The organism is Aeromonas sp. s4 (genome assembly GCF_040907855.1).
Lineage (GTDB): Bacteria > Pseudomonadota > Gammaproteobacteria > Enterobacterales > Aeromonadaceae > Aeromonas > Aeromonas caviae.
The window spans coordinates 131,238-153,143 of sequence record NZ_JBFOCP010000019.1 but is presented as its reverse complement, the minus strand read 5'-3'; the positions used below and the strand labels follow the sequence as shown (position 1 = coordinate 153,143).

General features: G+C 65.4%; 23 protein-coding genes. 16 read left to right on the top strand and 7 right to left on the bottom strand.

The annotated features are described in order from the left end of the window. The first annotated feature begins 72 nt into the window (after positions 1–72). The 3 genes from nrdG (at position 73) to AB5Y89_RS04985 (ending at position 1,336) form a co-directional block, all read left to right on the top strand. Positions 73–582, top strand: coding sequence for an anaerobic ribonucleoside-triphosphate reductase-activating protein (nrdG, locus tag AB5Y89_RS04995; RefSeq protein ID WP_010673453.1), 510 nt, complete (start codon positions 73–75; stop codon positions 580–582). Between the two features lie 57 nt (positions 583–639). Further along, positions 640–810 (top strand): YqaE/Pmp3 family membrane protein, encoded by a 171-nt coding sequence (locus tag AB5Y89_RS04990; protein WP_010673454.1) that lies wholly within the window; start codon positions 640–642, stop codon positions 808–810. A gap of 133 nt (positions 811–943) precedes the next feature. Continuing rightward, on the top strand, positions 944–1,336 hold the full coding sequence (locus AB5Y89_RS04985) for an energy transducer TonB (RefSeq protein ID WP_368223007.1): 393 nt from the start codon (positions 944–946) through the stop codon (positions 1,334–1,336). 58 nt (positions 1,337–1,394) lie between these two features. Here AB5Y89_RS04985 and AB5Y89_RS04980 read toward each other — a convergent pair whose 3' ends face one another. From AB5Y89_RS04980 to slyA, 4 genes are all read right to left on the bottom strand, one after another. Further along, positions 1,395–1,754 (bottom strand): MliC family protein, encoded by a 360-nt coding sequence (locus tag AB5Y89_RS04980; RefSeq protein ID WP_010673456.1) that lies wholly within the window; start codon positions 1,752–1,754, stop codon positions 1,395–1,397. Positions 1,755–1,937: 183 nt separating this feature from the next. After that, positions 1,938–2,966, bottom strand: coding sequence for a DUF2955 domain-containing protein (locus AB5Y89_RS04975; RefSeq protein ID WP_010673457.1), 1,029 nt, complete (start codon positions 2,964–2,966; stop codon positions 1,938–1,940). A gap of 10 nt (positions 2,967–2,976) precedes the next feature. Then, a complete protein-coding gene (locus AB5Y89_RS04970; protein WP_290434831.1) occupies positions 2,977–4,032 on the bottom strand; it encodes an HlyD family secretion protein in 1,056 nt (351 codons plus the stop codon). Position 4,033: 1 nt separating this feature from the next. Further along, positions 4,034–4,507, bottom strand: coding sequence for a transcriptional regulator SlyA (gene slyA, locus AB5Y89_RS04965; protein WP_041213370.1), 474 nt, complete (start codon positions 4,505–4,507; stop codon positions 4,034–4,036). A 258-nt stretch (positions 4,508–4,765) separates the two neighbouring features. Between slyA and AB5Y89_RS04960 the strand changes: the two genes are divergently transcribed. Next, a complete protein-coding gene (locus AB5Y89_RS04960) occupies positions 4,766–6,331 on the top strand; it encodes a sensor histidine kinase (protein WP_041213369.1) in 1,566 nt (521 codons plus the stop codon). A gap of 3 nt (positions 6,332–6,334) precedes the next feature. Next, positions 6,335–7,027, top strand: a complete 693-nt coding sequence (locus tag AB5Y89_RS04955; RefSeq protein ID WP_039039279.1) for a response regulator — start codon at positions 6,335–6,337, stop codon at positions 7,025–7,027. A 114-nt stretch (positions 7,028–7,141) separates the two neighbouring features. On the opposite strand, the gene AB5Y89_RS04950 is transcribed toward AB5Y89_RS04955, so the two are convergent. Further along, on the bottom strand, positions 7,142–8,050 hold the full coding sequence (locus AB5Y89_RS04950; protein ID WP_368223005.1) for a LysR family transcriptional regulator: 909 nt from the start codon (positions 8,048–8,050) through the stop codon (positions 7,142–7,144). A 99-nt stretch (positions 8,051–8,149) separates the two neighbouring features. On the opposite strand from AB5Y89_RS04950, the gene AB5Y89_RS04945 reads away from it, so the two are divergent. Both AB5Y89_RS04945 and AB5Y89_RS04940 read left to right on the top strand, forming a co-directional pair. After that, positions 8,150–9,133 (top strand): aldo/keto reductase, encoded by a 984-nt coding sequence (locus AB5Y89_RS04945; RefSeq protein ID WP_039039281.1) that lies wholly within the window; start codon positions 8,150–8,152, stop codon positions 9,131–9,133. Next, positions 9,130–9,534 (top strand): carboxymuconolactone decarboxylase family protein, encoded by a 405-nt coding sequence (locus AB5Y89_RS04940; protein WP_039039282.1) that lies wholly within the window; start codon positions 9,130–9,132, stop codon positions 9,532–9,534. Before AB5Y89_RS04945 ends, AB5Y89_RS04940 begins: the two co-directional genes overlap by 4 nt. A gap of 95 nt (positions 9,535–9,629) precedes the next feature. Here AB5Y89_RS04940 and AB5Y89_RS04935 read toward each other — a convergent pair whose 3' ends face one another. Continuing rightward, positions 9,630–10,517, bottom strand: a complete 888-nt coding sequence (locus AB5Y89_RS04935; protein WP_010673465.1) for a DMT family transporter — start codon at positions 10,515–10,517, stop codon at positions 9,630–9,632. 96 nt (positions 10,518–10,613) lie between these two features. Here AB5Y89_RS04935 and AB5Y89_RS04930 point away from each other — a divergent pair, with 96 nt between their 5' ends. Beyond that, positions 10,614–11,408, top strand: a complete 795-nt coding sequence (locus tag AB5Y89_RS04930; RefSeq protein ID WP_010673466.1) for a helix-turn-helix transcriptional regulator — start codon at positions 10,614–10,616, stop codon at positions 11,406–11,408. Between the two features lie 51 nt (positions 11,409–11,459). Here the strand turns inward: AB5Y89_RS04930 and AB5Y89_RS04925 are convergent, their stop codons facing one another. After that, positions 11,460–12,977 carry an aldehyde dehydrogenase family protein gene (locus tag AB5Y89_RS04925; RefSeq protein ID WP_368223002.1) on the bottom strand — a complete coding sequence of 506 codons (1,518 nt, stop codon included), beginning with the start codon at positions 12,975–12,977 and terminating at the stop codon, positions 11,460–11,462. Positions 12,978–13,267: 290 nt separating this feature from the next. Here AB5Y89_RS04925 and AB5Y89_RS04920 point away from each other — a divergent pair, with 290 nt between their 5' ends. The 8 genes from AB5Y89_RS04920 (at position 13,268) to AB5Y89_RS04885 (ending at position 21,863) form a co-directional block, all read left to right on the top strand. Continuing rightward, a complete protein-coding gene (locus AB5Y89_RS04920; protein WP_010673468.1) occupies positions 13,268–14,944 on the top strand; it encodes a sigma-54-dependent Fis family transcriptional regulator in 1,677 nt (558 codons plus the stop codon). A gap of 283 nt (positions 14,945–15,227) precedes the next feature. Next, positions 15,228–16,514, top strand: coding sequence for a GGDEF domain-containing protein (locus tag AB5Y89_RS04915; RefSeq protein WP_368222999.1), 1,287 nt, complete (start codon positions 15,228–15,230; stop codon positions 16,512–16,514). A 68-nt stretch (positions 16,515–16,582) separates the two neighbouring features. Beyond that, complete coding sequence (locus AB5Y89_RS04910; protein WP_010673470.1) at positions 16,583–16,993, top strand: VOC family protein; 411 nt, start codon at positions 16,583–16,585, stop codon at positions 16,991–16,993. 102 nt (positions 16,994–17,095) lie between these two features. Beyond that, positions 17,096–17,785 (top strand): phosphate regulon transcriptional regulator PhoB, encoded by a 690-nt coding sequence (gene phoB / locus AB5Y89_RS04905; protein ID WP_010673471.1) that lies wholly within the window; start codon positions 17,096–17,098, stop codon positions 17,783–17,785. Between the two features lie 72 nt (positions 17,786–17,857). Further along, the gene (gene phoR, locus AB5Y89_RS04900) at positions 17,858–19,153 is read left to right on the top strand and encodes a phosphate regulon sensor histidine kinase PhoR (RefSeq protein ID WP_042014623.1); all 1,296 of its coding nucleotides are present in this window, start codon (positions 17,858–17,860) and stop codon (positions 19,151–19,153) included. 273 nt (positions 19,154–19,426) lie between these two features. Beyond that, positions 19,427–20,401 (top strand): PstS family phosphate ABC transporter substrate-binding protein, encoded by a 975-nt coding sequence (locus tag AB5Y89_RS04895; protein WP_010673473.1) that lies wholly within the window; start codon positions 19,427–19,429, stop codon positions 20,399–20,401. A 152-nt stretch (positions 20,402–20,553) separates the two neighbouring features. Continuing rightward, positions 20,554–21,369, top strand: a complete 816-nt coding sequence (locus AB5Y89_RS04890) for a M48 family metallopeptidase (RefSeq protein WP_010673474.1) — start codon at positions 20,554–20,556, stop codon at positions 21,367–21,369. Beyond that, on the top strand, positions 21,357–21,863 hold the full coding sequence (locus AB5Y89_RS04885) for an N-acetyltransferase family protein (RefSeq protein WP_368222997.1): 507 nt from the start codon (positions 21,357–21,359) through the stop codon (positions 21,861–21,863). The genes AB5Y89_RS04890 and AB5Y89_RS04885 overlap by 13 nt, the downstream gene beginning before the upstream one ends. Positions 21,864–21,906 lie beyond the last annotated feature (43 nt).

The following is a 21,906-nucleotide window of genomic DNA, read 5'->3' as shown; positions in this document are numbered from 1 at the left end:
GGGCAAAGAAGCTCCTCCCCCTTTCGAAGGGGGAGGTTGGGAGGGGGTTGGCCGTTAACCCAGAGAACTCGAATGCACTACCACCAGTACTACCCGGTCGATGTGATCAACGGCCCCGGCACCCGCGCCACCCTGTTCGTGTCGGGTTGCGAGCACCAGTGCCCCGGTTGCTACAACCAGAGCACCTGGCGGCTCGATGGGGGCAAGCCGTTCGATGAGGCGATGAGCGATCGCATCATTCACGATCTCAACGACAGCCGCATCAAGCGGCGCGGACTGTCGCTCTCCGGCGGCGATCCGCTCCACCCCGCCAACGTGCCGCATGTGCTGGCGCTGGTGAAGCGGGTGCGGGCCGAGTGCCCCGGCAAGGACATCTGGTGCTGGACCGGCTATCTGCTGGCCGATCTCAGCCCGGCCCAGCGGGAGCTGGTGGCCTTGCTGGACGTGCTGGTGGATGGCAGGTTCGAGAAGGCCCTGGCGGATCCCGGTCTGCTCTGGCGTGGCAGCAGCAACCAGATGGTTCACGACCTCAACGCCTGGCGGAAAGGAGGAGAGCGGATCCCCTGTCTGGTTTGCAGTTGAGGCCTTGGGTGTTTATGGTTAGGCCAACCCCAAGCGCTGTTTACACGAGGAATCCCGATGAACAATCTGCTCAAGATCCTGCTGGCCATCTTTCTCCCCCCGGTCTGCGCCTTTATCCAGGTAGGCTTCAGCCTCCATTTCCTCATCAACATAGTGCTGACCCTGCTGGGCGGTCTGCCCGGCATGGTTCATGCCCTCTGGCTGGTGGTAAGCGACAAGCGCGCCTGAGCCGTGAGAGATCACAAGGCCAGCCCTCCGGGGTTGGCTTTTTTTTGCCTGCCAGATGGGGGCTTCCCGGATGAGCCCCTTTGCCTGACACTGGCGCGTCGCTCATGGAATCGAGCGATACAACGAAGAGGGAATGTCAGTGCGTGTGAAAGGGTTGTTTCTGTGGGCCGCCCTGGCCCTGCTCGGGGGCTGTGCCAGCCCCACCGCCAAGCTGAATCAGCCTCCGGTGGATGTCACCTGGGAAACGCTGCCCGAATACTGGGTGCTGGTGGGGGATGCCATCAGTTTTAACCCGGTCGGGGGGCTGCCGGCGAAGAGGCCGGTCAAGGGGTATGTGACCCTTCGCTACCTCATCGATTCCAATGGCACGCTGTTCAGCCCAGAGGTACTGGCGTCCCAGCCTCCCGGCGTGCTGGATCTCATCGCCATCTCCGGGCTGGCGCAGCTGCGCTACCGGCCATCGGAGCAGAATCAGCAAGCCATTCCGGCTCGGGTTGTGGCCCGATTTGAAGTGGAAGTGAAATGACAAACACCCCGGCCAGGCCGGGGTGTTTCGTGTGGGCTGTGTGCCATGACGGCGCGGATCACTGCTCCTTGCAGTCGTTGTAGCGGCTCTGCCACTCCCCGGCGTCATCACGCATCTCGACGAACCCCTCCTTGCCCTTGTTCCACCAGACCACCTCGTGATCGTCGGTATAGCGGGCGCCGGAGGCGGAAACCGCCTGGGGCAGGGTGTAATCCTTGCCATCGGGGAGGGAGAGCTTGACGAAGTTAAGGCTTTCGTCCGAGAGGGAGAAGTAGCGAACCTGCACTTTCTGGTTCTGTTCACACAGATAGGTGACGGGATCGCCGCCGGTCACTCCCAGCTTGCCGCTGCCCAGATCGCAGCCGCCGAGCAGGGTGATGGCGCCCGCCCCCAGTAGAAAGAGCTTGGCGTGTTTCATGTTTGATCCTCACAACGGTGTCATATGGCCTTGAGCCTAACAGGATGAGGCACAACTGCAACCTCGTGGCGGGAGCCCTGCGTCGGGATGCGTCCGTCTCCCTCTGGTCCGTGGGGCAGGCAAAAAAACGCCCCGGCAGGCAAGCGGGGCGAAAGGGAGCCATCCAATGGCTGCAGAAAAGGGTCAGTGGCCGAACCGTGTCGCCTCGAAGCGATTGAGCAGCCGGTGGATGAGGTAGCAGGCGAGCAGGGTGACGACGATGGCAAAGAGGATGCTGCTCACCCGATAGAGGGCGCTGAACACCAGGTCGTTGCCCGGGGTCAGGTACTGGCCGAACAGGATGCCGAGGGTGGTGAGGGCTCCGAAGCCGACTCCGGAGCCGCTCGCCTCCTTCACATGGGCATAGCTGAACAGCATGGCACCGAGCCAGAGCACCGGGGTCACCAGCAGCAGCAAGCCGGACCAGTCATAGAGAACCAGTTGCCCCAGGATGCCGAAACTCACCCCCAGCAGGGTGCCCATGGCCCGCTTGCGGGCATAGTCCAGGGCGCCGTTCCAGTGCATGGGGAAGAGCAGCAGCAGGGTGGTGGCCTGGGCGGACATGGAGTCGCGCAGATCGAAGATCTGGAACACCAGGAACGAGAGGGTCGCGATGGACGCTCCCAGCAGGGCTTCGTGGCGCATCCGGTGCGGCGCCTTGGGGGAGGGGGCCGGCCTGGGGCGCTCCTCCACGTCCGGAATGAGGGCCGTCATCAGATAGGCGATGAGCACCGACAGGACGCTGGCCCAGAGATTGCTGAAGATGAGGTCGTTCAGATCAATCCCGGGGTAGCTGGCAAAGTGCAGCATGATGCTGAGGCTGAGCACCCCGTTGGCACCGAACAGGAACAGGCTGCCCCGGGACATGGCGGCGAAACGGTAGAGGAAGAGCAAAAAGACCAGGGGGGTCATGAGCCCCGGGTGGCCGCCAAACAGGCCGCCGAGCAGTCCCACTTCCAGACCGCACATGGCGGCGGAGGCGATGAGCTGGCGGGCGGCGTGACCGTTCATCACCGGCACCAGGCCGAGCAGCAGCACCGGGGTGACGGTGAAGAAGACCCCGTTGCTCCAGCCGAAGATCTTGCACAGCACAAACCCCAGGGTACAGCCAAAGGCGATGCGCAGACACTGGCGCAGTTCGTTGGGGGTGAGGGGTCTGTGCCACAGGTTCATGGTCGTCATCTCAATAGATGTAGTGCAGCAGGCTGAGCAGACGGATCTGGCCGCGGGCCAGCAGCCCGGTCAGGGTGTTGTCCGGCAGCAACTGCACCGTGGCGCGGGCCCCGGCCGGCAGGTGGGCGGGCAGTTGCTCCAGGGTCAGGTGCAGGCGCAGGCGCTGGGCATCGCGCACCCAGCGATCGGACTCGATGGGGTTCGCAAGCTGGCCGTTGGCGTCAAACTGGCCGGCGCTGACCCCGGCATCCAGGCTGGCGACGCGGGCCGGATAGAGGCGACCGGGCTCGCCGTCGAAGGCGACGAGGGCCTGACTGCCGGCGCTGACGTGGCGCAGGCTCTTCTCGCGAAAATCGGCGATCACGTCCACCTGCTCGGAGACCAGGGCCAGCAGGGGGGAGCCCGCATTGGCCACGCTGCCAGGCTTGAGTTGCAGGTTGGTGATGATGCCGTCCTGGCTCGCATGAACCCGGCTGTAGGCGAGGTTGAGCTCGGCCTGGGCGAGGCGGTTGCGGGCCTGGCGCAGCAGCAGGTTGTCTTCCCCTGGCAAGCCGCGGTTGACGCGGGCCTGCTCTACCCGGGCCTGGCTGCCGAGCAGGTTGGCACGGGCGGTGCGGGCGGCGCTGTCGGCGTCATCTTTCTGCTGTTCAGAGACCATGTGACGGCGGTAGAGGGCGTCGATGCGCGCCGCTTCCCGCTGTTTCTGGTCGGCCTGGGTGCGCAGCGAGCTGTACTCCGCCTCGTAGGCGGTCAGGGTCGCGTCCAGTTGGCGGTTCTGCTGCCTGGCCTGATCCAGGGCGAGCCTGGCCTGGTCCACGGCGAGCTGGAAGGGTTCCGGGTCGAGGGCGAACAGCAGATCCCCCTGCTTGACGTGCTGGTTGTTGGCGACGGCGACTTCGACCACCTTGCCGCTGACCTGGGGGGCCATCCGGGTGACGACTCGGGTGGCCATGGCCTGGGGGGTCAGGGGCATCTTGATGTCGGCCAGCAGAAAGTAGCCAAACACCAGGACGAAGCAGACGATGGCCCACTTTATCCAGCGCTTGAATTGTTGATCCGGTGTCATCTTATTCTCTCTCTTCATGCTGTGCGGCTATCTTGCCAAGGGCGTTGGCGGAGATGCGGTGCACAATGTCTTCAAACTGGGCCAGCTCCTGCTGGCTGATGCCGGTGAGCAGCTCCCGGCGCACGGCGATGATGCGGCCCTCGATCTGATCGAGCAGCGCCTTGCCCGCCGGGGTCAGGGTGACGATGCGGGCCCGCTTGTCCTGGCTGCAGCAGTGGCGCTCGATCAGCCCCTGATCCTCGAGCTGACCCAGGGTCCGCATCAGGGAGGGGAGCTCTATCTCCAGGGCCTCGGCCAGGGTCTTCTGGCTGAGGTGGCCGCCGAGGCGGCTGAGTTTCCACAGGGCGGTCCAGCGGGGATGGGTGAGCCCCAGAGGTGCCAGCTCGAGATCGGCCACGGTGCGCCAGAGTCGGTGCAATCGCCCCAGCTGCTCGGCGAGGGAGAGTTCTCGCAACATCTCCAGATCCTTTTTCATGACGGGCACCTCAATTACTTAGCTTGCGAAGCATTATATTTATTTCGCAGGCTAAGTAAATAGTGTGATACAGCTCACGTTCAGGTTTTTTGCCCGGGCCGTGGTGTTTAAGTTTTTATATGGCTTTGCGGGCCAGCTAACCGACAACGGCCGGGGGAGGCGCTAGAGTGGCCACCTTTGAGGTGCGCCAGGCTGGCCATTGACCCGGCCGGGGGACACCCTCACCCTGGGCTTCCCCGTCCGCTGCAAGGTTGAACGATGAAACTGCGCCACCAGCTAGTCACCCTCTCGCTTGGCTTGTCACTGCTGCTGATCCTGATCCTGGGCTGTCTGCTCGCCCTCTTCATGCGCCACTTGCTGGAGAACAACCTGAAGGAGAAGGGGAGCGATCTGGCCCGGGTGCTGGCGGCGGACAGCCGGGTGGTCCAGGCCCTGGAGAAGGGGAGCGATCCCGGGCTGCGGGATTATGTGCAGGGGATCTGCAGCCGCACCGATGCCGCCTACATGGTGGTGACCGACGAACATGCCAGGCGCCTGAGCCACCCCTCCCCCGAGCTGGTGGGCCAGACCTTCCGGGGGGAGGACATCTGGCCTGCGCTCCAGTCGCGCGAGAGCTACTGCTCCCGGGACGTGGGCACCCTGGGTCCCGCCATCCGCTGCTTCGCTCCCGTGGTGGGGCCCGATGGCCAGGCCATCGGTGCGGTGGCGGTGGGTTATCTGATGCGCACCGTGGAGGGCACCTATCAGGAGCGGATCGCCCTGCTGGTCGGCGCCATCGCAGCGGTGCTGGGGTGCGGCCTGCTGCTGGCGCTCTGGGTGCAGCACCTGCTGCGCCGCACCCTGCTGGATCTGGAACCGGAAACCATCGCCAATCGCTTCGCCCAGCAGGATCTGGTGCTGGAGGGGATCTCGGAGGGGATAGTGGCCCTGGACAACCAGCACAGGATCACCATGCTCAACAGCGCCGCCTTCTATCAGTTGCGACTGCCCGGCACCGGGCGCCACGCCCTGCTGGGCCGCTCCCTGGCGGAGCTGGCCCCCGGCCTCGTGCCCACGTTGCAGCAAGGGGGAGCGGTCAGGTTCACCGTGCAGGGGGATGACTTCGTCGGCCACTGGCAGGAGCTCAGCGGTCGCGAGCCGGGGCGCATGCTCATCTTCAGCCGGCCAGACGGCACCGGCAGCCTGGGCATGCAGGTGACCCACCTGCGCCAGTACGGCGAGATGCTGCGCATCCAGACCCATGAATTCGCCAACAAGCTCAGCAGCCTCTCCGGCCTGCTCCAGCTCGGCCACGTGGATCAGGCGGTAGACCTCATCCAGCAGGAGAACGAAGCCTGCCAGAACATGTTGCAGGATCTGCTGCGGGTCATCGAGAACAAGCCGGTGGCCGGGCTCATCCTCGGCAAGTTCAGCCGGGCGCGGGAGCTGGGGGTGGAGCTGGTGCTGGATGCGGGGTCGGCCCTCGGGGAGTATCCGGCCGAGGTGTCGGCGGATCTCATCACCTGCATCGGCAACCTGCTGGACAACGGCATTCGCGCCGCCTGGGGGAACCGCGAGCACGCCGCTCCCAGGGTGCTGCTCTCCCTCGATGATCTGGGGCGGCGGCTGGTGATCGAGGTGGAGGACAGTGGCGAGGGGGTGGACGAGGCGCTGGCGGATCACCTGTTCGACTACGGTGTCAGCCGCCAGACCGGGGATCACGGGGTCGGCCTCTTCCTAGTCAAGAAGACGGTGGCCAGGCGGGGGGGCGTGATAGAATGGCGCCGCACCGCCGAGCAGACGACCCTGTTCGGTATCTATTTGAATAAAAACCAATTGGTGTAAGTCATGAAGCCAATCTTCACGCTGATTATCGAGGATGACGAGCGGATAGGCGCCATGTTGGGGGAGCTGGTCTCCTCCACGGCCGGGTTCTCCCTGATGGGGCGGGCCGGCACCCTGGCCGAGGCGGATCGCCTGATGGCGGGGAGCGAGCCCCGCTTGCTGATGGTCGACATCTCCCTGCCCGATGGCTCGGGCCTGGAGTGGGTGAGCCGGCTGCGCAGCCACAACCGGGAGGTGATGGTGATGATGGTGACCGCCTCCTGCGACGTGGAGACCATACAGCAGGCCCTCAACCTGGGCGTGCAGGACTACGTCATCAAGCCGCTGCGGCTGTTTCGCATCCAGCAGAGCCTGGAGGAGATCCTGGTCCTGCATCGCCGCCTGTGCGAGCCGGGGGAGCTGGCCCAGAGCGACCTGGACCGCCTGATGGGCAAGGCGCGCAACCAGGGGCGGGAGGCGCGGGAAACCCCCAAGGGGATCGACGCCATCACCCTGCGCCAGGTGCTGGATCTGCTGGCGGGGGAGCCGGACAACACCTTCTCCACCGACACCGTGGCCCTGCGCCTCTCCCTGAGTCGCACCACGGCCCGCCGCTACCTGGAGTTTCTGGAGTCAGAAGATCGGCTGGACGTGGAGCTCAACTACGGCCAGCGTGGCCGCCCGGAGCGGCGTTACCACTGGCGCCGGGAGTCGTGACCCCGCCGCGGGCACAACGCCGAAGAGGCCGCGCACACCATGCTGCGCAGGCCGCGCAGATAAAAGGGAGCCTTTGAGCTCCCTTTTGTTTTGCCCCGATGCGACCCGGCCCTTCTATCTGGGATCGCCCGAGAAGGGGTGCAGGGCGGTGCGGGCGCGCTCGAACAGGGCGATGAGATGATCCGCCACGGCTCTCACCCGCCGGGAGTGGGCGAGATCGCTGTGGAGCACCAGCCAGATGGGCTGATCCACTCCGAGCTCCGGCAGCAGGCAGACCAGATCCGTCTGGCGGGCCAGGTAGTGGGGCAGCACCGCGAGCCCGAGGCCGGCTTTGGCGGCGGCGAGCTGGGCCGCCAGGGTGCCGGTCTCCACCCGGCAGGGGCGGCCGCGCAGCATGCGGGTCATCCATCTGGCGGCGGGCAGGTGGCTCTGGGTTTCGTTCCAGCCGATGAAGTCATCCTGATCGAAGCTGGCGGCATCCACCCCGGGGCTGCGGGCATCCAGGTAGGCGCCGGTCCCGTAGAGGCCAAAGCCCAGGGTGCCCAGGCGCCGCAGGGTGAGGTTGCCGGCATCGGGCTTGACCATGCGCACCGCGAGATCGGCATCGCGCCTGTGCAGGTTCACCGTCTGCACCCCGGTGACCAGCTCCACCCTCAGCTCGGGGTGCTGGGCAAAGAGCGTCGGCAGGGAGGGGATGATCAGGGGATTGGCCAGGTTCTCGGCAGTGGCGAGGCGCACGGTGCCGGCCACCTGTCCCTGCAACTGTCCCGCCTCGCCCAAGGCCAGCCCCGCATGTTCCAGCGCTTCGGCTCGCTCAAGCAGGGCCTCCCCGTCGTCGGTCAGGCGATAACCCTGCTGGTGGCGGCTGAACAGGGGCAGGCCGAGGGCCGCCTCCAGCCTGTCCAGGCGCCGGGAGACGGTGGCCACTCCCATGCGCAGGGCGTGGGCGGCACCGCTCAGGGTGCCGCTGCGGGCGATGGCCAGGAAGACGCGGGCGTCGTCCCAGAGCAGGGGATCGTGCATGGTGTTTCCATAATCGGAAGATAGGTTGCCAGTTATCTCTATATCTCATTCATTTTCGGAAGACCATACTCCCCTGCAACTTGTCAGGGAGAAAATGCGATGCAACGACGAACACTGGGAGCCAACCTGCAGGTCTCTGCCCTGGGGCTGGGCTGCATGGGGATGAGCGAATTCTACGGGCCGCGGGACGATGAGACGTCCTTGCGGGTGCTGGCGGAGGCGGTGGAGCGGGGCATCGACCTGCTCGACACCGCCGACATGTACGGCCCCCACCACAACGAGGCGCTGATCGGGCGTTTTCTCGCGACCCGGCGGGGGCAGGTGAAGGTCGCCACCAAGTTTGGCATCGTGCGCCAGCACGGGGAGTACAGGCGTACCCTCGACAACAGCGCCCGCTATGCACGCCAGAGCTGCGAGGGTTCCCTGCGCCGCCTCGGCATCGAGCAGATCGATCTCTACTATGTGCACCGCCTCGATCCGGCCCATCCCGTCGAGGAGACCATGGCCGGGCTGGCGCAGCTGGTACAGGAGGGCAAGATAGCCCGCATCGGTCTGTGCGAGGTGAGCGAGGCCACCCTGAGGCGCGCCCATGCCGTGCACCCGGTGGCGGCGGTGCAGACCGAATACTCCCTCTGGACGCGGGAGGTGGAGGCGGCGGTGCTGCCCGCCTGCCGGGAGCTGGGGATTGGTCTGGTGGCCTACTCCCCCCTGGGGCGCGGGTTTCTGACCGGGCGTTACCAGCAGGAGGCGGTGTTCGAGGAGGGGGATTTTCGGGCCGGTCTGCCGCGCTTTCAGGGGGAGAACCTCGCCACCAACCGCACCCTGGTGCAGGCGGTCATGGCCCTGGCGCAGCAGAAGGGATGCTCGGCGGCGCAGATAGCCCTGGCCTGGCTGCTGGCGCAATGGGAGGGGATAGTGCCCATCCCCGGCACCCGGCGTCTGACCCATCTGGCGGATAACCTCGGCGCCCTCTCGGTGCGCCTCTCCCCAGCAGAACTCGGGGCCCTGGGACAGGCCATCCGGACCCTGCCGGTGGCGGGGGAGCGCTATACCGCCGAGGGGATGAAGGGGGTGAACGCATGAGCGGCTCGCACACGGATCGCCGTGAACGGGCGTTCGCGCTGCTGGCCCGGCTCGATCCCCAGGCGCCCACGCGGGTCGCCGCCAGCCTGGATGCCCTGTCACCCGAGCTTGCCGAGCTGGTGCTGGGGTTTGCCTTTGCCGATGTGCTCGCCCGTCCCGGCATCGATCTCTGCACCCGCGAGATGCTCACGGTGGCGACCCTGATGGGAATGGGCACGGCGCCCGGACAGCTCGAGTTCCATATCCGGGCCGCCCTCAATGTGGGGGTCAGCCGGGAGACCATCATCGAGATCCTGCTCCAGGTCGCCGTCTATGCCGGAGTGCCCGCCTGCATGAATGGCATCAGTGCGGCCCGCAGCGCCTTCGCCGCCCATGACAAGGGGCGGGGGGGCAGGGATTAAGGAGGAGACGCCACCCTGACGAAAAGGTCAGGTGTGCCCTGACGAGGGCAGCAAGAAGGGAGCCGAGGCTCCCTTCTTTCATGGTGCTGGCCGGCTCAAGCACCTTCCGGCAGAGGACGGCGTACCCTCGGCTTGAGCTGGGAGAGCATGACCCCGGTCAGGATGAGGCCGCCCCCCAGCAGGTGATAGCCGTGGATGGGCTCCCCCAGGGTGATGACGGCGATGAGGGCCGTGCACAGGGGCATCAGGTTCATGAAGACCGAAGTGCGCTCCGCCCCCAGGGTGGCGAGGCCGCGCATCCAGCAGTAGGCGGCGAAGATGGAGGAGGCGAGGCCGGCGAACAGCACCATACTCCAGCCCTGGGCGGGAATGGCCAGGGAGTCGGCAGAGAGGGCCACCGGGATGAGCAGCAGCACCGCCAGCAGGATCTGCAGGTAGAGGTTGAGCCAGGGGCCGAACGGCAGTTGCCAGCGGCGGATCAGCAGGCCATAGAGGGCATAGCTGGCCGCCCCCAGCAGCATCATGCCGTCGCCGGGGTTGATGCCGCTGTGCAGCAGTGCCAGGGGATTGCCCTGACCCAGCAGCCAGAGCACCCCGAACAGGGAGAGGCTCATGCCGAGCAGCGCCTGCTTGCCCGGCTTCTGGCCAAAGCAGCAGGCCCCGATGAGCAGGGTGAGCAGGGGCAGCAGGGAGCCGATGACCCCCATGTTGGTGGCCGAGGTGCTGTGGGCGGCGTAGTAGGCGAGGCACTGGTAGAGCACCATGCCGAGCAGGGAGAGCACCAGCAGCTTGCCGAGCCAGGGGCGGATGTCGGCCCGGCGGCGCCAGAGCTGCGGCAGGCAGAAGGGGGAGAGCGCGAGGGCGGCGATCACCCAGCGATAGAAGGAGATGGCAGCGGGATCCAGCACGCCGGCGGCGGCCTTGGAGACCACGGTATTGGCGGCCCAGATCAGGATGGCGAGCAGGGGGAAGAGAAAAGGCATAGGCACTCCTTGGTACGATGGGGAGAGTCTAGCCTTGTCTTGAACGAGGTAAGTAGCGTAAATAAGACATGTCATAACCGCTTTGGGACAATCTGCATGGGCACCCTCACCCTGGCCGAGCAGGATCGCCTGCTGGCCGACCCCAACCCCCTCTACTTTCGCTACAGCCAGATCCAGGGGGGCAACGCCTGCGCCGAGCACGCCCACCCCTGGGGTCAGCTCAGCCTCATCAGCCTGGGGGTCATGGTGGTGGAGGTGGGGGGAGAGCGGCTGGTGGCGCCTCCGGACTACCTCATCTGGGTGCCGGCGGACCTGCCCCACACCGCCTTCAACGAGCAGACCCTGGATTACACCTCCATCTACGTGAGCCACGCCCTGGCCCCGCGTCTGCCACGGGAACCCCAGCTGCTGGCCCTCACCCCCTTGCTGCGGGCCCTGCTGGAGGACTTCACCCAGCGCCGGGTCGGGCACATGGAGGATGAGTGGGATGCCCGCCAGGGTGAACTCTTCATCGAGAAGCTGGCCCGCACCCGTTGCCAGCCGAGCTACCTGCCCCAGAGCCGGGATCGCCTGCTGGCACCCTTGCTGGCGGCATTGCAGGCGGCGCCGGAGGACAACCGCACGCTGGTGGAGTGGGCCAGGGCGCTGCACACCACGGAGCGCACCCTGGCGCGGCGTTGCCAGAAGGAGCTTGGCATGAGCCTGGGCCAGTGGCGCACCCGGCTGCGGCTGGTGAAGGCGCTGGACTGGCTGCGGGGCGAGATGCCGGTGCAGGAGATCGCCTGGCGTCTCGGTTATGCCTCCACCTCGGCCTTCATCGCCATGTTCCAGCGCGAACAGGGCTGCGCCCCCCAGCGCTATCGCCAGCAGCTGGGCCAACCCGTGGCCTGAACCGCATGAAAAAGGGCGCCTGCAGGCGCCCTTGTGGATCATGGGATGGGCTTAGAAGAAGCCGAGGGGGTTGATGTCGTGGCTCACCAGCAGGTTCTTGGTGTTCTGGTAGTGGTCCAGCATCATCTTGTGGGTCTCGCGACCGATCCCCGACTTCTTGTAGCCGCCAAAGGCCGCATGGGCCGGGTAGGCGTGGTAGCAGTTGACCCAGACCCGGCCGGCCTGGATGCCGCGCCCCATGCGCCAGGCCAGATTGCTGTCCCGGGTCCACAGGCCCGCCCCCAGCCCGTACTGGGTGTCGTTGGCAATGGCCAGGGCATCCGCCTCGTCCTTGAAGGTGGTGACCCCGAGCGCCGGCCCGAAGATCTCCTCCTGGAACACCCGCATCTTGTTCTGGCCCGAGAAGATGGTGGGCTGGATGTAGAAGCCCCCCTCCAGCCCGCTCACCTTGGCCGGGCCGCCGCCCAGCAGCATCTTGGCCCCTTCGCCGCGGCCGATCTCCATGTAGCTCAGGATCTTGTCGAACTGCTCGCGGGACGCCTGGGCCCCCACCTGGGTCGTGGTGTCGAGGGGGTTGCCCTGCACGATGGTGCGGGCGCGGGCCAGCACCCGGTCCATGAAGTCGTCATAGATGTTGGCCTGCACCAGGGCGCGGGAGGGGCAGGTACACACCTCGCCCTGGTTGAAGAAGGTCATCAGCATCCCTTCCACCGCCTTGTCGATGTAGCTGCTCTCGTGCTGCATCACGTCGGCGAAGTAGATGTTGGGGGACTTGCCACCGAGCTCCACGGTGGAGGGGATCAGCTTGTCGGCGGCGCAGCGCAGGATATGGGCGCCCACCTCGGTGGAGCCGGTAAACGCCAGCTTCTGGATCCGGTTGCTGGTGGCGAGCGCCTGGCCCGCCTCGGCGCCGAAGCCGTTGACCACGTTGACCACGCCGGGGGGCAGGATGTCCTTGATGAGATCCATCATCAGCATGATGGTGACCGGGGTCTGCTCGGCGGGCTTGAGCACGCTGCAACAGCCGGCCGCCAGTACCGGGGCCAGCTTCCAGGCGGCCATCAGCAGGGGGAAGTTCCACGGGATGATCTGGCCGACCACCCCGATGGGCTCCTTGAAGTGGTAGCTGACGGTGTTCTGGTCCAGCTCGGCGGCGGAGCCCTCCTGAGCGCGGATGCAGCCGGCAAAGTAGCGGAAGTGATCCACCACCAGGGGCAGGTCGGCGGCCAGGGTCTCGCGCACCGCCTTGCCGTTCTCCCAGGTCTCTGCGACGGCGAGCACTTCAATGTTCTGTTCGATGCGATCGGCGATGCGCAGCAGCAGGTTGCTGCGCTCGGTGACGCTGGTCTTGCTCCAGCTGGCGAACGCCTTGTGGGCCGCGTCCAGGGCGAGCTCGATGTCGGCTGCGTCGGAGCGGGCCACCTCGCAGAACACCCGGCCATCTACCGGCGAGATGTTCTCGAAATAGCGGCCGGCGCGCGGCGCCACCCAGTCGCCACCGATGAAGTTGTCATAACGGGATTTGAAGCTGACCAGGGCACCTGCCTGACCGGGAGCGGTATAAATCATCTCATCATCCTTATGTGTGTGTGGTCCTGACCGGCCTGGCGGGCAGTCCGGTTGCTTCCTGTCATCGCAAGGGGCGTGCCAGCGGGCGGCGCTCTACACAAAAAGGTTGCAAAAACGTTATCAAACGGGGTGCCAAGGGGTATCTTGGTTAACCAGTGCCCCCCAGGGCGGCCCCCGAACTGTGCCGTTTCTGAACATCGGGTGTGACACTGTGCCGTTTGTGAACAGGAGACGTAATGAAGGCGCTCCCCCAAGGCGGCCCTATTCGCGAGTGTGTAGAAGGAGGTGTGATGAGCGAGTTGCCTCAATCCGGTGCCAGCCCAATCCAGCGCTCCTGGGAGCGCTGCCTGCATCAGGGGCTGAGCCGCCAGCAGAGCGCCGAGCTGGACTTGCTGCCCCAGGGGGAGCTGTCGGCTCGCCAGGAGCAGCACAGGACGCTCATCGCCTGCTTCCAGCGCTTCGTGCTGCCGCTCTTTGGCCAGTTGCTGGCGGGCAGACCCTGTCGTCTGCTGCTGTGTGACGGCGAGGGTGCCATCCTCGCGGTGAGCGGAGACGACCGGTTTGCCCGCCATGCCGAGCGCATTTTTTTGCGCAGCGGCGCCCGCTGGGGGGAGGCGAGCAAGGGCACCAACGCCATCGGCACCGCGCTGGCCGAGCAGAGCGAGGTGCAGGTGCTGGGGGCGCAGCACTTCTTCGCCCAGCACAGTTTTCTCAGTTGCAGCGCCTGTCCCCTGCTCGGGCCTGACGGGCAACTGCTCGGCGTGCTCGACATCTCCACCGATGCGGCCCACCACGGCGGCGACATGCTGGGCACCGTGCGTCTCCTGGCCATGACCCTGGAAAACGCCCTGCTGGCCCGCCAGCCGGGCTGGCTGGTGGATCTCGATCCCCAGAGTCTCTGGTCTGCCCGCCTGCTGCTGGGGGAAGGGGGCGAGCTGCTCGGGGCCAACCGGGCCGGTCGGCTCTGGCTCGGCCAGCACCCCTTCGACGGTCAGCAGTTGCTGCGCGAGCGCCGCGGCCTGCGGCTGGTGCCGGAGGCGGGGGAGCGCGCCGCCAGGCTCCCCCTGCCGAGCGCGGTTGAGGAGGGGGGATCGCAGGCGCAGCAGGTGCCGCTCAAGATGCTGGAGCGGGGCATCTCATTGCTCATCGAGGGGGAGACCGGCAGCGGCAAGGAGCACCTGGTGCGCACCCTGCACGCCAGCTCGAGCCGTCGGGAGCGGCCTCTGGTGTGCGTCAACTGCGGCGCCTTGCCGGCGGAGCTGGTGGAGGCCGAGCTGTTCGGCTATGTGGGGGGGGCCTTCAGCGGTGCCCGCAGCCAGGGCAGCCAGGGCTATCTGCGCGCCGCCCACGGCGGCATCCTGATGCTGGATGAAATTGGCGAGCTGCCGCTCCAGGCCCAGACCCGGCTGCTGCGGGTGTTGCAGGAGCGCGTCGTCACCCCGGTGGGCAGCCACAGACCCGAGGCGGTGGATTTCTGGCTGGTCAGCGCCAGCCATCGGGATCTGGCGGCCATGGTGGCGGCCGGCACCTTTCGCGAAGATCTCTACTACCGCATCTGCGGCTGGCGCCAGCAACTGGCACCCCTGCGGGCCTGGTCGGTGCCCGAGCGTCAGGGGCTGATCCTGAACCTGCTCGCCCAGATGGACCCGGCGCTACAACTGAGCCGGGAGGCGGAGCAGCGGTTGCTGGCCCACCCTCTGCCCGGCAACGTACGCCAGCTCAAACAGGCGCTGGAGGTGGCCTGTGTGCTGGCAGAGGGGCAGGGCTGGATTGAACCTGCCCATCTGCATCTGCCCGCCGTGGCGGGGGGAACGAGCTCACCTTTGGGAGGGAGTACCCTGCGCGAACAGAGCCGGCAGCGGGTGCAGCAGACCCTGGCAGAGTGCGGCGGCAACGTGAGCGAGGCGGCGCGCCGTCTTGGCATCAGTCGCACTACCCTCTATCGGGCACTGCGGGAGGAGGGGTGAAGGGTGTCGCGCCATCCAGCGCTTGTGTAGACTGCGGTGGCAAGGACATTTTTTCGTTATGTTTCCATCGCAGGGAGTGCGCAATGATCCATCTTACGACCGACGAGGCCCCCCGCCTCTCTCCCGGCTGCTGGCCGATGCCGCTTGCGCCCCATGGGGCCCGTGCCGGTTAGTCGGCACCCGTCTGCGCCCGGTGCGGCGCGTGTAATAACCTTGGATCTGGATCAGCGCGGTCCGGCGTTTCAAGGTGTAGGGTAAAAGCCCTTTTTCAGGTGTGATGCCGATGATCCCTTCCTATTCCCGCATGACGACGCTGTTGTTCTGGTGCCTGCTGGCGGCGAGCCTGCTGGCCATGGTGTTATTCGAATTCGGACCCGAGCGGCGGCTCGACATCCTGAGCCAGGCCGGTTTGTCCGTGCGTGCCCAGGATGACAGGGCCCACAAGGGCTCCTCCGTCGCCACCCTGAGTCAGGGGGGCGACAGACCCGCCATCCAGTGCACCCTGCGAAGCCAATATGCCTATCCTTTCTGCGAGCTGGTTCTGACCCTGACCAACCCCGAGCGGGGGCTGGATCTTTCCGGCTTCACCGGGGTGCGGGTGAGGCTGGATGTAGAAGGGCAGGGGGTACAGGCCTGGCGCCTTTATCTGCGCAACTACGATCCCGTCTACTCGACGCGGGAAGACGAGAGTTCCCACAAGTTCAACGAAGTGCTCTTCACCGCTAGGGATTTTGGTCGTGAGCAGGATGTCCCCCTGAATGTCTTTGCCCCCAGCTCCTGGTGGGTGCAGCAGTACGACATTCCGCTGGTCCAGCAGGGGCCGGATCTGCACCATGTCTACGCCATCGAGATCGCCTCCGATGACAAGATGCTGCCGGGGGAGTACCGGTTGCGGCTCGAGCGGCTGGAGTTCTATGGCCGCTGGTGCAAGCCGGGGGACTTCTATCGCTATCTGCTGCTGGGGTGGCTTGCCTACGGCGTGCTGCTCTTCCTGGTCCAGAATCTGATGTTTGGCGATCGGCTGCGCAAGGCCAGGGAGGCGCGCCTCGCGGCTGAAGCCCTGAGTGCGAGCCTGTGCGAGCAGAACCGGCGCACCGAGGAGGAGGCCCGCTACGATCCCCTGACCGGGGCCCTCAACCGGCTCGGCGGCGAAAAGCTGCTCGGGGAGCTCGGCGAGATGCCGCTCTCCTTCATCTATATCGACATCGATCACTTCAAGGGGGTCAACGACGGTCACGGTCACCCGGTGGGGGACGAGGTGCTCAAGCACATGGTGAGCGAGCTGCTGCGCCATTGTGACAGCCTGTGCCGACTGGTGCGCTGGGGCGGGGAGGAGTTCGTGCTGGTCTGCCTCCATTACGACGAGGGACGGGCCGCCGCCCTGGCGGAGCGGCTGAGAGGGGCGCTGGAGGGGTACAGGCACTGGCCGCTGGGGCTCGGGATCACCGCCTCCTTCGGGGTGGCCGAGCGGCGCAAGGATAGCCTGGAGCAGGCGCTCAAGCGGGCCGACGAGGCGCTCTATCAGGCCAAGCAGAATGGTCGCAACCGGGTGGAGGTGGCGCCCGACTGATCCGGCGCTGGAGCCCATGGCCGGGCGGGGCTATCATGCGCCCCATCATTTATCTGAGGAGAGATGCCATGGCACAACACATTGGCGCCCTGACGCTGCTGGTGGCGGATTACGACGAGGCCATCGCCTTCTTCACCCGGGGAATGGGCTTCGAGCTATTGGAAGACACCCCCCTCGACGAGCCGGGCAAACCGGGCAAACGCTGGGTGCGGGTCGCTCCCAAGGGTGCTCCCGGCTCCGCCCTGCTGCTGGCCCGCGCGGCCAACGAGGAGCAGCGCGCCGCCATCGGTCGCCAGGGGGGCGGTCGGGTCTTCCTGTTCCTTGAGACCGACGACTTCTGGGGCGATTACGAGCGGATGCAGGCCTATGGCGTTCATTTTTGTGAACAGCCGCGCCTCGAACCCTACGGCACCGTGGTGGTGTTCGAGGACATCAGTGGCAATCGCTGGGACCTGCTGCAACTCGCTGCTGCCAACTGAATCTGAAAACGTTTATCATCCCGCCCGTCATAAAGTCATAAAAGTGTCACAGAAAGTTCTAATAATTGGCGCACCCATCTTCACAGAGGAGAGAGAAGGGATATGGCTAAGCGAATTCTGGTGGTCGAGGACGAGGCACCGATCCGCGAAATGCTCTGCTTCGTGCTTGAGCAGAAGGGATATGAAACAGTAGAAGCAGAAGATTACGCCGATGGACTGGCAAAGGTGCGCGAACCCTACCCCGAACTCATCGTGCTGGACTGGATGATGCCAGGTGGCAGCGGTATCCAGTTCCTCAAGCAGCTCAAGCAGGATGAGATGACTCGCCAGATCCCGGTGGTGATGCTGACCGCCCGGGGCGAGGAAGAGGACAAGGTGCGCGGGCTCGAGGCCGGTGCCGACGACTACATCACCAAGCCCTTCTCCCCCAAGGAGCTCACCGCCCGCCTGCACGCCGTGATGCGCCGTGTCTCTCCCACCTCGGTGGACGAGGTGATCGAGGTGCAGGGGCTAAAGCTGGATCCCGTTTCCCACCGGGTCAGTGCCGAGGAGAAGGCCCTCGACATGGGGCCGACCGAATTCAAGCTGCTGCACTTCTTCATGACCCACCCCGAGCGGGTCTACAGCCGCGAACAGTTGCTCAACAACGTCTGGGGTACCAACGTGTATGTCGAGGACAGGACGGTGGACGTGCACATTCGCCGCCTGCGCAAGGCCATCGAAGAGACGGGGCACGACAGATTGATCCAGACGGTGCGCGGGGCCGGCTACCGCTTCTCGACCCGTCTCTAGGTCAGGGCCAGTGCCGCCAGCCCCTGCCGGCGGGCATTGGACCCGGCTCTTTGCTGTCTCTAGGAGATCTTAATGTTGCAACCTTACGCCTGGCGGCGACAGTTGTGGCGAATGGCGTTCTTCTACAGCCCCTTCGTCTTGGTAGGTTGGTTAATCGATCATCTCGTTCTCTGCCTGCTGGTGGCCACTGTGCTGCACCTGGTCTGGCACTACCGCTTCCAGAAGCGGCTGTCGGACTGGCTGTGGCACGATCGCAGCCTGGTGCCGCCCCACGGCAGCGGCAGCTGGGAGCACATCTTCAACGGCATCTACAAGTTGCAGCAGCGTCACCGGGCCCGGCGCCGGGAGCTGGCGGGCCTCATCCGCCGCTTTCGGGAAGGGGCGGAGGCGCTGCCCGATGCGGCCGTGGTGTTTCGCACCGACGGCAGCATCCTCTGGTGCAACCGGCTGGCGGAGCAACTGCTCGGCTTTCGCTGGCCCGAGGATGCCGGCCAGCACATCGGCAATCTGATCCGTCACCCCGCCTTCGTCGCCTATCTGGGCAAGGGGCAGTATGACGAGCCGTTCGAGATGCACTCCCCCATCAACGAGGAGAAGTTCCTCGAATTTCGCATCATGCCCTATGCGGAGGACCAGGCCATGCTGGTGGTGCGGGATGTGACCCGGCTGCGCAGCCTGGAGAAGACGCGCAAGCACTTCGTCTCCAACGTTTCTCACGAGCTGCGCACCCCCCTCACCGTGCTCAAGGGGTATCTGGAGATGACCGAGGAGCCGCCGCCCCCCGCCATGTGGGCCAAGGCGCACAAGGTGATGATGGAGCAGACGATCCGCATGGACAATCTGGTCAACCAGCTGCTCACCCTGTCGCGCATCGAGGCGGCGCCCACCGTGGATCTCTCCCATCTGGTGGACATGCCCGCCATGCTGGGGCTGCTGGAACAGGAGGCGCGGGCGCTCTCCGGCGAGCGGGCTCACGAGATCGTCTTCATGGTCCAGCCCAATCTGCTGGTGCGCGGGGATCAGGATCAACTGCGCAGCGCCGTCTCCAACCTGGTCTACAACGCCATCCACTACACCCCGGCGGGGCGCAAGATCACCGTGGAGTGGCGCAAGCAGGGGAGCATGGCGCTGTTTGCGGTCCAGGATGAGGGGGAGGGGATCCCCCCCGAGCATCTGGCGCGGCTCACCGAGCGGTTCTATCGGGTCGACAAGGCCCGCTCGCGCCACACCGGAGGGTCCGGGCTCGGCCTTGCCATCGTCAAGCATGCCCTGAGTCATCACGATGCCCATCTCGATATCGAGAGCCGGGTCGGTGCGGGCAGCCGCTTCAGCTTTCTCATTCCCGCCCGCATGGTGCTGGTGAAATAATATTTTGTGTCAATGTGTTAGCAACGAGAGAAGGGCTGCATCGCAGCCCTTTTTTCATCCGGGCCACTTCCGGCCCATGTCATCAAAGTGTCATATAAATTCCATAAATTTGTCACTGCCAGGCCAGATACTGGCGCCGTCTTAAAGAACGGACCTTCTGTAACACTGGAGAAGGAGTGGTGCTGGCCCGCGGATCATTGCGATCGGGTGTCAACCACGTTTAGACGTCAACCTGACGATTGCCTTCTGCAACCTTGGACTTGGAGAGATTGGATGAAACTCAACAAACTGGCTGGTGTCATCGGATTCACCGCAGCAACCCTGTTTTCTGTCAGCGCTCTGGCTGCCGGTGTGGATAAAGACCTGCCGGAATACACACCGACCAGCGGCATCTCGGGCAACCTGTCCTCTGTCGGCTCGGACACCCTGGCCAACATGATGACCCTGTGGGCCGAAGAATTTAAGCGCATGTATCCCAACGTCAACGTGCAGATCCAGGCCGCCGGTTCTTCCACCGCACCGACTGCCCTGACCGAGGGCGTCGCCCAGTTTGGCCCCATGAGCCGCGCCATGAAGGCCGGTGAAGAGGAGGCATTCGAGAAGCGCTACGGCTACAAGCCGACCGCCATCCGCGTCGCCGTCGATGCCCTGGCCGTGTTCGTCAACAAGGACAACCCCATCAAGGGGCTGACCATGTCGCAGATCGATGCCATCTTCTCCAGCACCCTCAAGTGCGGCGAAGCCAAGGCGGCCACCAAGTGGTCTGATCTGGGTCTGGACGGCAGCTGGTCCGGCAAGGATCTGCAACTGTTCGGTCGCAACTCCGTGTCCGGTACCTACGGTTACTTCAAGGAACACGCCCTGTGCAACGGTGACTTCAAGAGCGGCGTGAACGAGCAGCCGGGCTCCGCCTCCGTGGTACAGTCCGTCTCCTCCTCCCTGAACGGCATCGGCTACTCCGGTATCGGCTACGTCACCTCCGGCGTACGCGCCGTTCCGCTCTCCAAGGATGGCAAGACCTTCATCGAGGCGAACTCCGACAACGCCATCACCGGCAAGTACCCGCTGTCGCGCTTCCTGTACGTCTACGTGAACAAGCATCCGAACAAGCCGCTCTCCCCGATGGAGCAGGAGTTTGTGAAGATGATGCTCTCCAAGGCGGGCCAGACCATCGTTGCCAAGGACGGCTATGTGCCGGTCCCGGCCAAGGTGGTTCAGGCCGACCTGAAGAAGCTGGGCATCATGTAACAGAACATGCCCTTGCAGAAAAACGAGCCCCATGCGGGCTCGTTTTCATTGGTGCGCCCCAGGATCTTTTTGGTCGCAGGGCGCAGCGCCCGGCTTGCGCCGGGCGGCGGCATTTCCGAGAATAGGGCAACTTCACGGCAAAGGACCCTCTCATGCGCGCATCTTCCCTCTCCAGACTGGCCCTGACGGCCTTGTGCAGCGCCCTGCTGGCCGGCTGCGCCCAGTCGCCGACCGGTCGCAACCAGATGCTGCTCTTCTCCCCCCAGCAGATGAACCAGCTGGGGGCCGACTCCTTCACCCAGATGAAGCAGCAGGAGAAGGTGAGCACGGATGCCAGGATGAATGCCTATGTGGGCTGCGTGGCCAAGGCGGTGACCGCCCAGGTGCCTGCCAGCTATGGCATCACCAGCTGGGAGGTGGTGGTGTTCGACTCCAAGGAGATCAACGCCTTCGCCCTGCCCGGCGGCAAGATAGGCGTTTACAGCGGCCTGCTGAAAGTCGCCAAGAATCAGGACCAGCTCGCCACCGTCATCGGTCACGAGCTGACCCACGTGCTGGCCCAGCACTCCAACGAGCGTCTCTCCCGGGATCAGCTGACCGGTATCGGGCTGGCGGTGGCTGACGCCGCCATCGGCAGCAGCGACAGCCTCGGGGGCGCTGCCACCATGGCCGCCCTGGGCCTCGGGGTCCAGGTGGGGATAGCCCTGCCTTATGGCAGAACCCAGGAGAGCGAGGCGGACCGGCTCGGCCTCGAGCTGATGGCCCGCGCCGGGTTCAACCCGGCCGAAGCCGTCACCCTGTGGCAGAACATGAGCGCCGCCTCCGGTGGCAAGGCACCGCCCCAGCTGCTCTCCACCCACCCCAGCGACCAGAGCCGGATCGCCAACCTGCAGGCCCAGCAGGCCGAAGTGCAGCCCCTGTACCAGCAGGCGAAAGCATCAGGGCTGGTTCCCCAGTGCAAGGCGTAAGCCTGCGCCTGGCGCGTCCCGCCGATGCCGCCGCCATGACGGTGATGCAGCGGGCGAGCTGGCTGGCGGCCTACGGGGAGGTGCTGGGGGCCGACATGCTGGCCCAGCTGGCGGTGACCGAACATCTGCAGATCTGGCAGCGCCGGCTGGCGGAAGTGGGCCCAAGGCCCATGCTGCTGTGCCAGGACGAAGTGGTCATCGGCCTGCTCTACTGGCAGCCGGAGACGACGGGGGAGTACCCCACCGCCTGGATCCGCGCCTTTTACCTGCACCCTGACCATTGGCGCCAGGGCCACGGCAAGCGGCTGTGGCAGGCGGTGGCGGTGCAGATGCGCCGGGCCGGTTGCGAGTGCGTCAGGCTCTGGCTGCTGGATGGCAATCACATCGGCGAGGGATTCTACCTGCGCCGCGGCTTCATGTTCGACGGTCAGGAGCGCACCCTGATGAGCCTCGGACAACCTTGCCAACAACGACAAATGTTCCGTTTGCTTTGAGCTGGCTCCCGTTTTTCGCCCCCGGTCACTTTATTTTTTTTGC

What these genes read in the sequence shown, in the direction of transcription:
- nrdG (WP_010673453.1), top strand. Translation starts at nt 73, where the DNA reads ATGCACTACCACCAGTACTACCCGGTCGATGTGATCAACGGCCCCGGC.
- AB5Y89_RS04990 (WP_010673454.1), top strand. Translation starts at nt 640, where the DNA reads ATGAACAATCTGCTCAAGATCCTGCTGGCCATCTTTCTCCCCCCGGTC.
- AB5Y89_RS04985 (WP_368223007.1), top strand. Translation starts at nt 944, where the DNA reads ATGTCAGTGCGTGTGAAAGGGTTGTTTCTGTGGGCCGCCCTGGCCCTG.
- AB5Y89_RS04980 (WP_010673456.1), bottom strand. Translation starts at nt 1,754, where the DNA reads ATGAAACACGCCAAGCTCTTTCTACTGGGGGCGGGCGCCATCACCCTG.
- AB5Y89_RS04975 (WP_010673457.1), bottom strand. Translation starts at nt 2,966, where the DNA reads ATGAACCTGTGGCACAGACCCCTCACCCCCAACGAACTGCGCCAGTGT.
- AB5Y89_RS04970 (WP_290434831.1), bottom strand. Translation starts at nt 4,032, where the DNA reads ATGACACCGGATCAACAATTCAAGCGCTGGATAAAGTGGGCCATCGTC.
- slyA (WP_041213370.1), bottom strand. Translation starts at nt 4,507, where the DNA reads ATGAAAAAGGATCTGGAGATGTTGCGAGAACTCTCCCTCGCCGAGCAG.
- AB5Y89_RS04960 (WP_041213369.1), top strand. Translation starts at nt 4,766, where the DNA reads ATGAAACTGCGCCACCAGCTAGTCACCCTCTCGCTTGGCTTGTCACTG.
- AB5Y89_RS04955 (WP_039039279.1), top strand. Translation starts at nt 6,335, where the DNA reads ATGAAGCCAATCTTCACGCTGATTATCGAGGATGACGAGCGGATAGGC.
- AB5Y89_RS04950 (WP_368223005.1), bottom strand. Translation starts at nt 8,050, where the DNA reads ATGCACGATCCCCTGCTCTGGGACGACGCCCGCGTCTTCCTGGCCATC.
- AB5Y89_RS04945 (WP_039039281.1), top strand. Translation starts at nt 8,150, where the DNA reads ATGCAACGACGAACACTGGGAGCCAACCTGCAGGTCTCTGCCCTGGGG.
- AB5Y89_RS04940 (WP_039039282.1), top strand. Translation starts at nt 9,130, where the DNA reads ATGAGCGGCTCGCACACGGATCGCCGTGAACGGGCGTTCGCGCTGCTG.
- AB5Y89_RS04935 (WP_010673465.1), bottom strand. Translation starts at nt 10,517, where the DNA reads ATGCCTTTTCTCTTCCCCCTGCTCGCCATCCTGATCTGGGCCGCCAAT.
- AB5Y89_RS04930 (WP_010673466.1), top strand. Translation starts at nt 10,614, where the DNA reads ATGGGCACCCTCACCCTGGCCGAGCAGGATCGCCTGCTGGCCGACCCC.
- AB5Y89_RS04925 (WP_368223002.1), bottom strand. Translation starts at nt 12,977, where the DNA reads ATGATTTATACCGCTCCCGGTCAGGCAGGTGCCCTGGTCAGCTTCAAA.
- AB5Y89_RS04920 (WP_010673468.1), top strand. Translation starts at nt 13,268, where the DNA reads ATGAGCGAGTTGCCTCAATCCGGTGCCAGCCCAATCCAGCGCTCCTGG.
- AB5Y89_RS04915 (WP_368222999.1), top strand. Translation starts at nt 15,228, where the DNA reads ATGATCCCTTCCTATTCCCGCATGACGACGCTGTTGTTCTGGTGCCTG.
- AB5Y89_RS04910 (WP_010673470.1), top strand. Translation starts at nt 16,583, where the DNA reads ATGGCACAACACATTGGCGCCCTGACGCTGCTGGTGGCGGATTACGAC.
- phoB (WP_010673471.1), top strand. Translation starts at nt 17,096, where the DNA reads ATGGCTAAGCGAATTCTGGTGGTCGAGGACGAGGCACCGATCCGCGAA.
- phoR (WP_042014623.1), top strand. Translation starts at nt 17,858, where the DNA reads ATGTTGCAACCTTACGCCTGGCGGCGACAGTTGTGGCGAATGGCGTTC.
- AB5Y89_RS04895 (WP_010673473.1), top strand. Translation starts at nt 19,427, where the DNA reads ATGAAACTCAACAAACTGGCTGGTGTCATCGGATTCACCGCAGCAACC.
- AB5Y89_RS04890 (WP_010673474.1), top strand. Translation starts at nt 20,554, where the DNA reads ATGCGCGCATCTTCCCTCTCCAGACTGGCCCTGACGGCCTTGTGCAGC.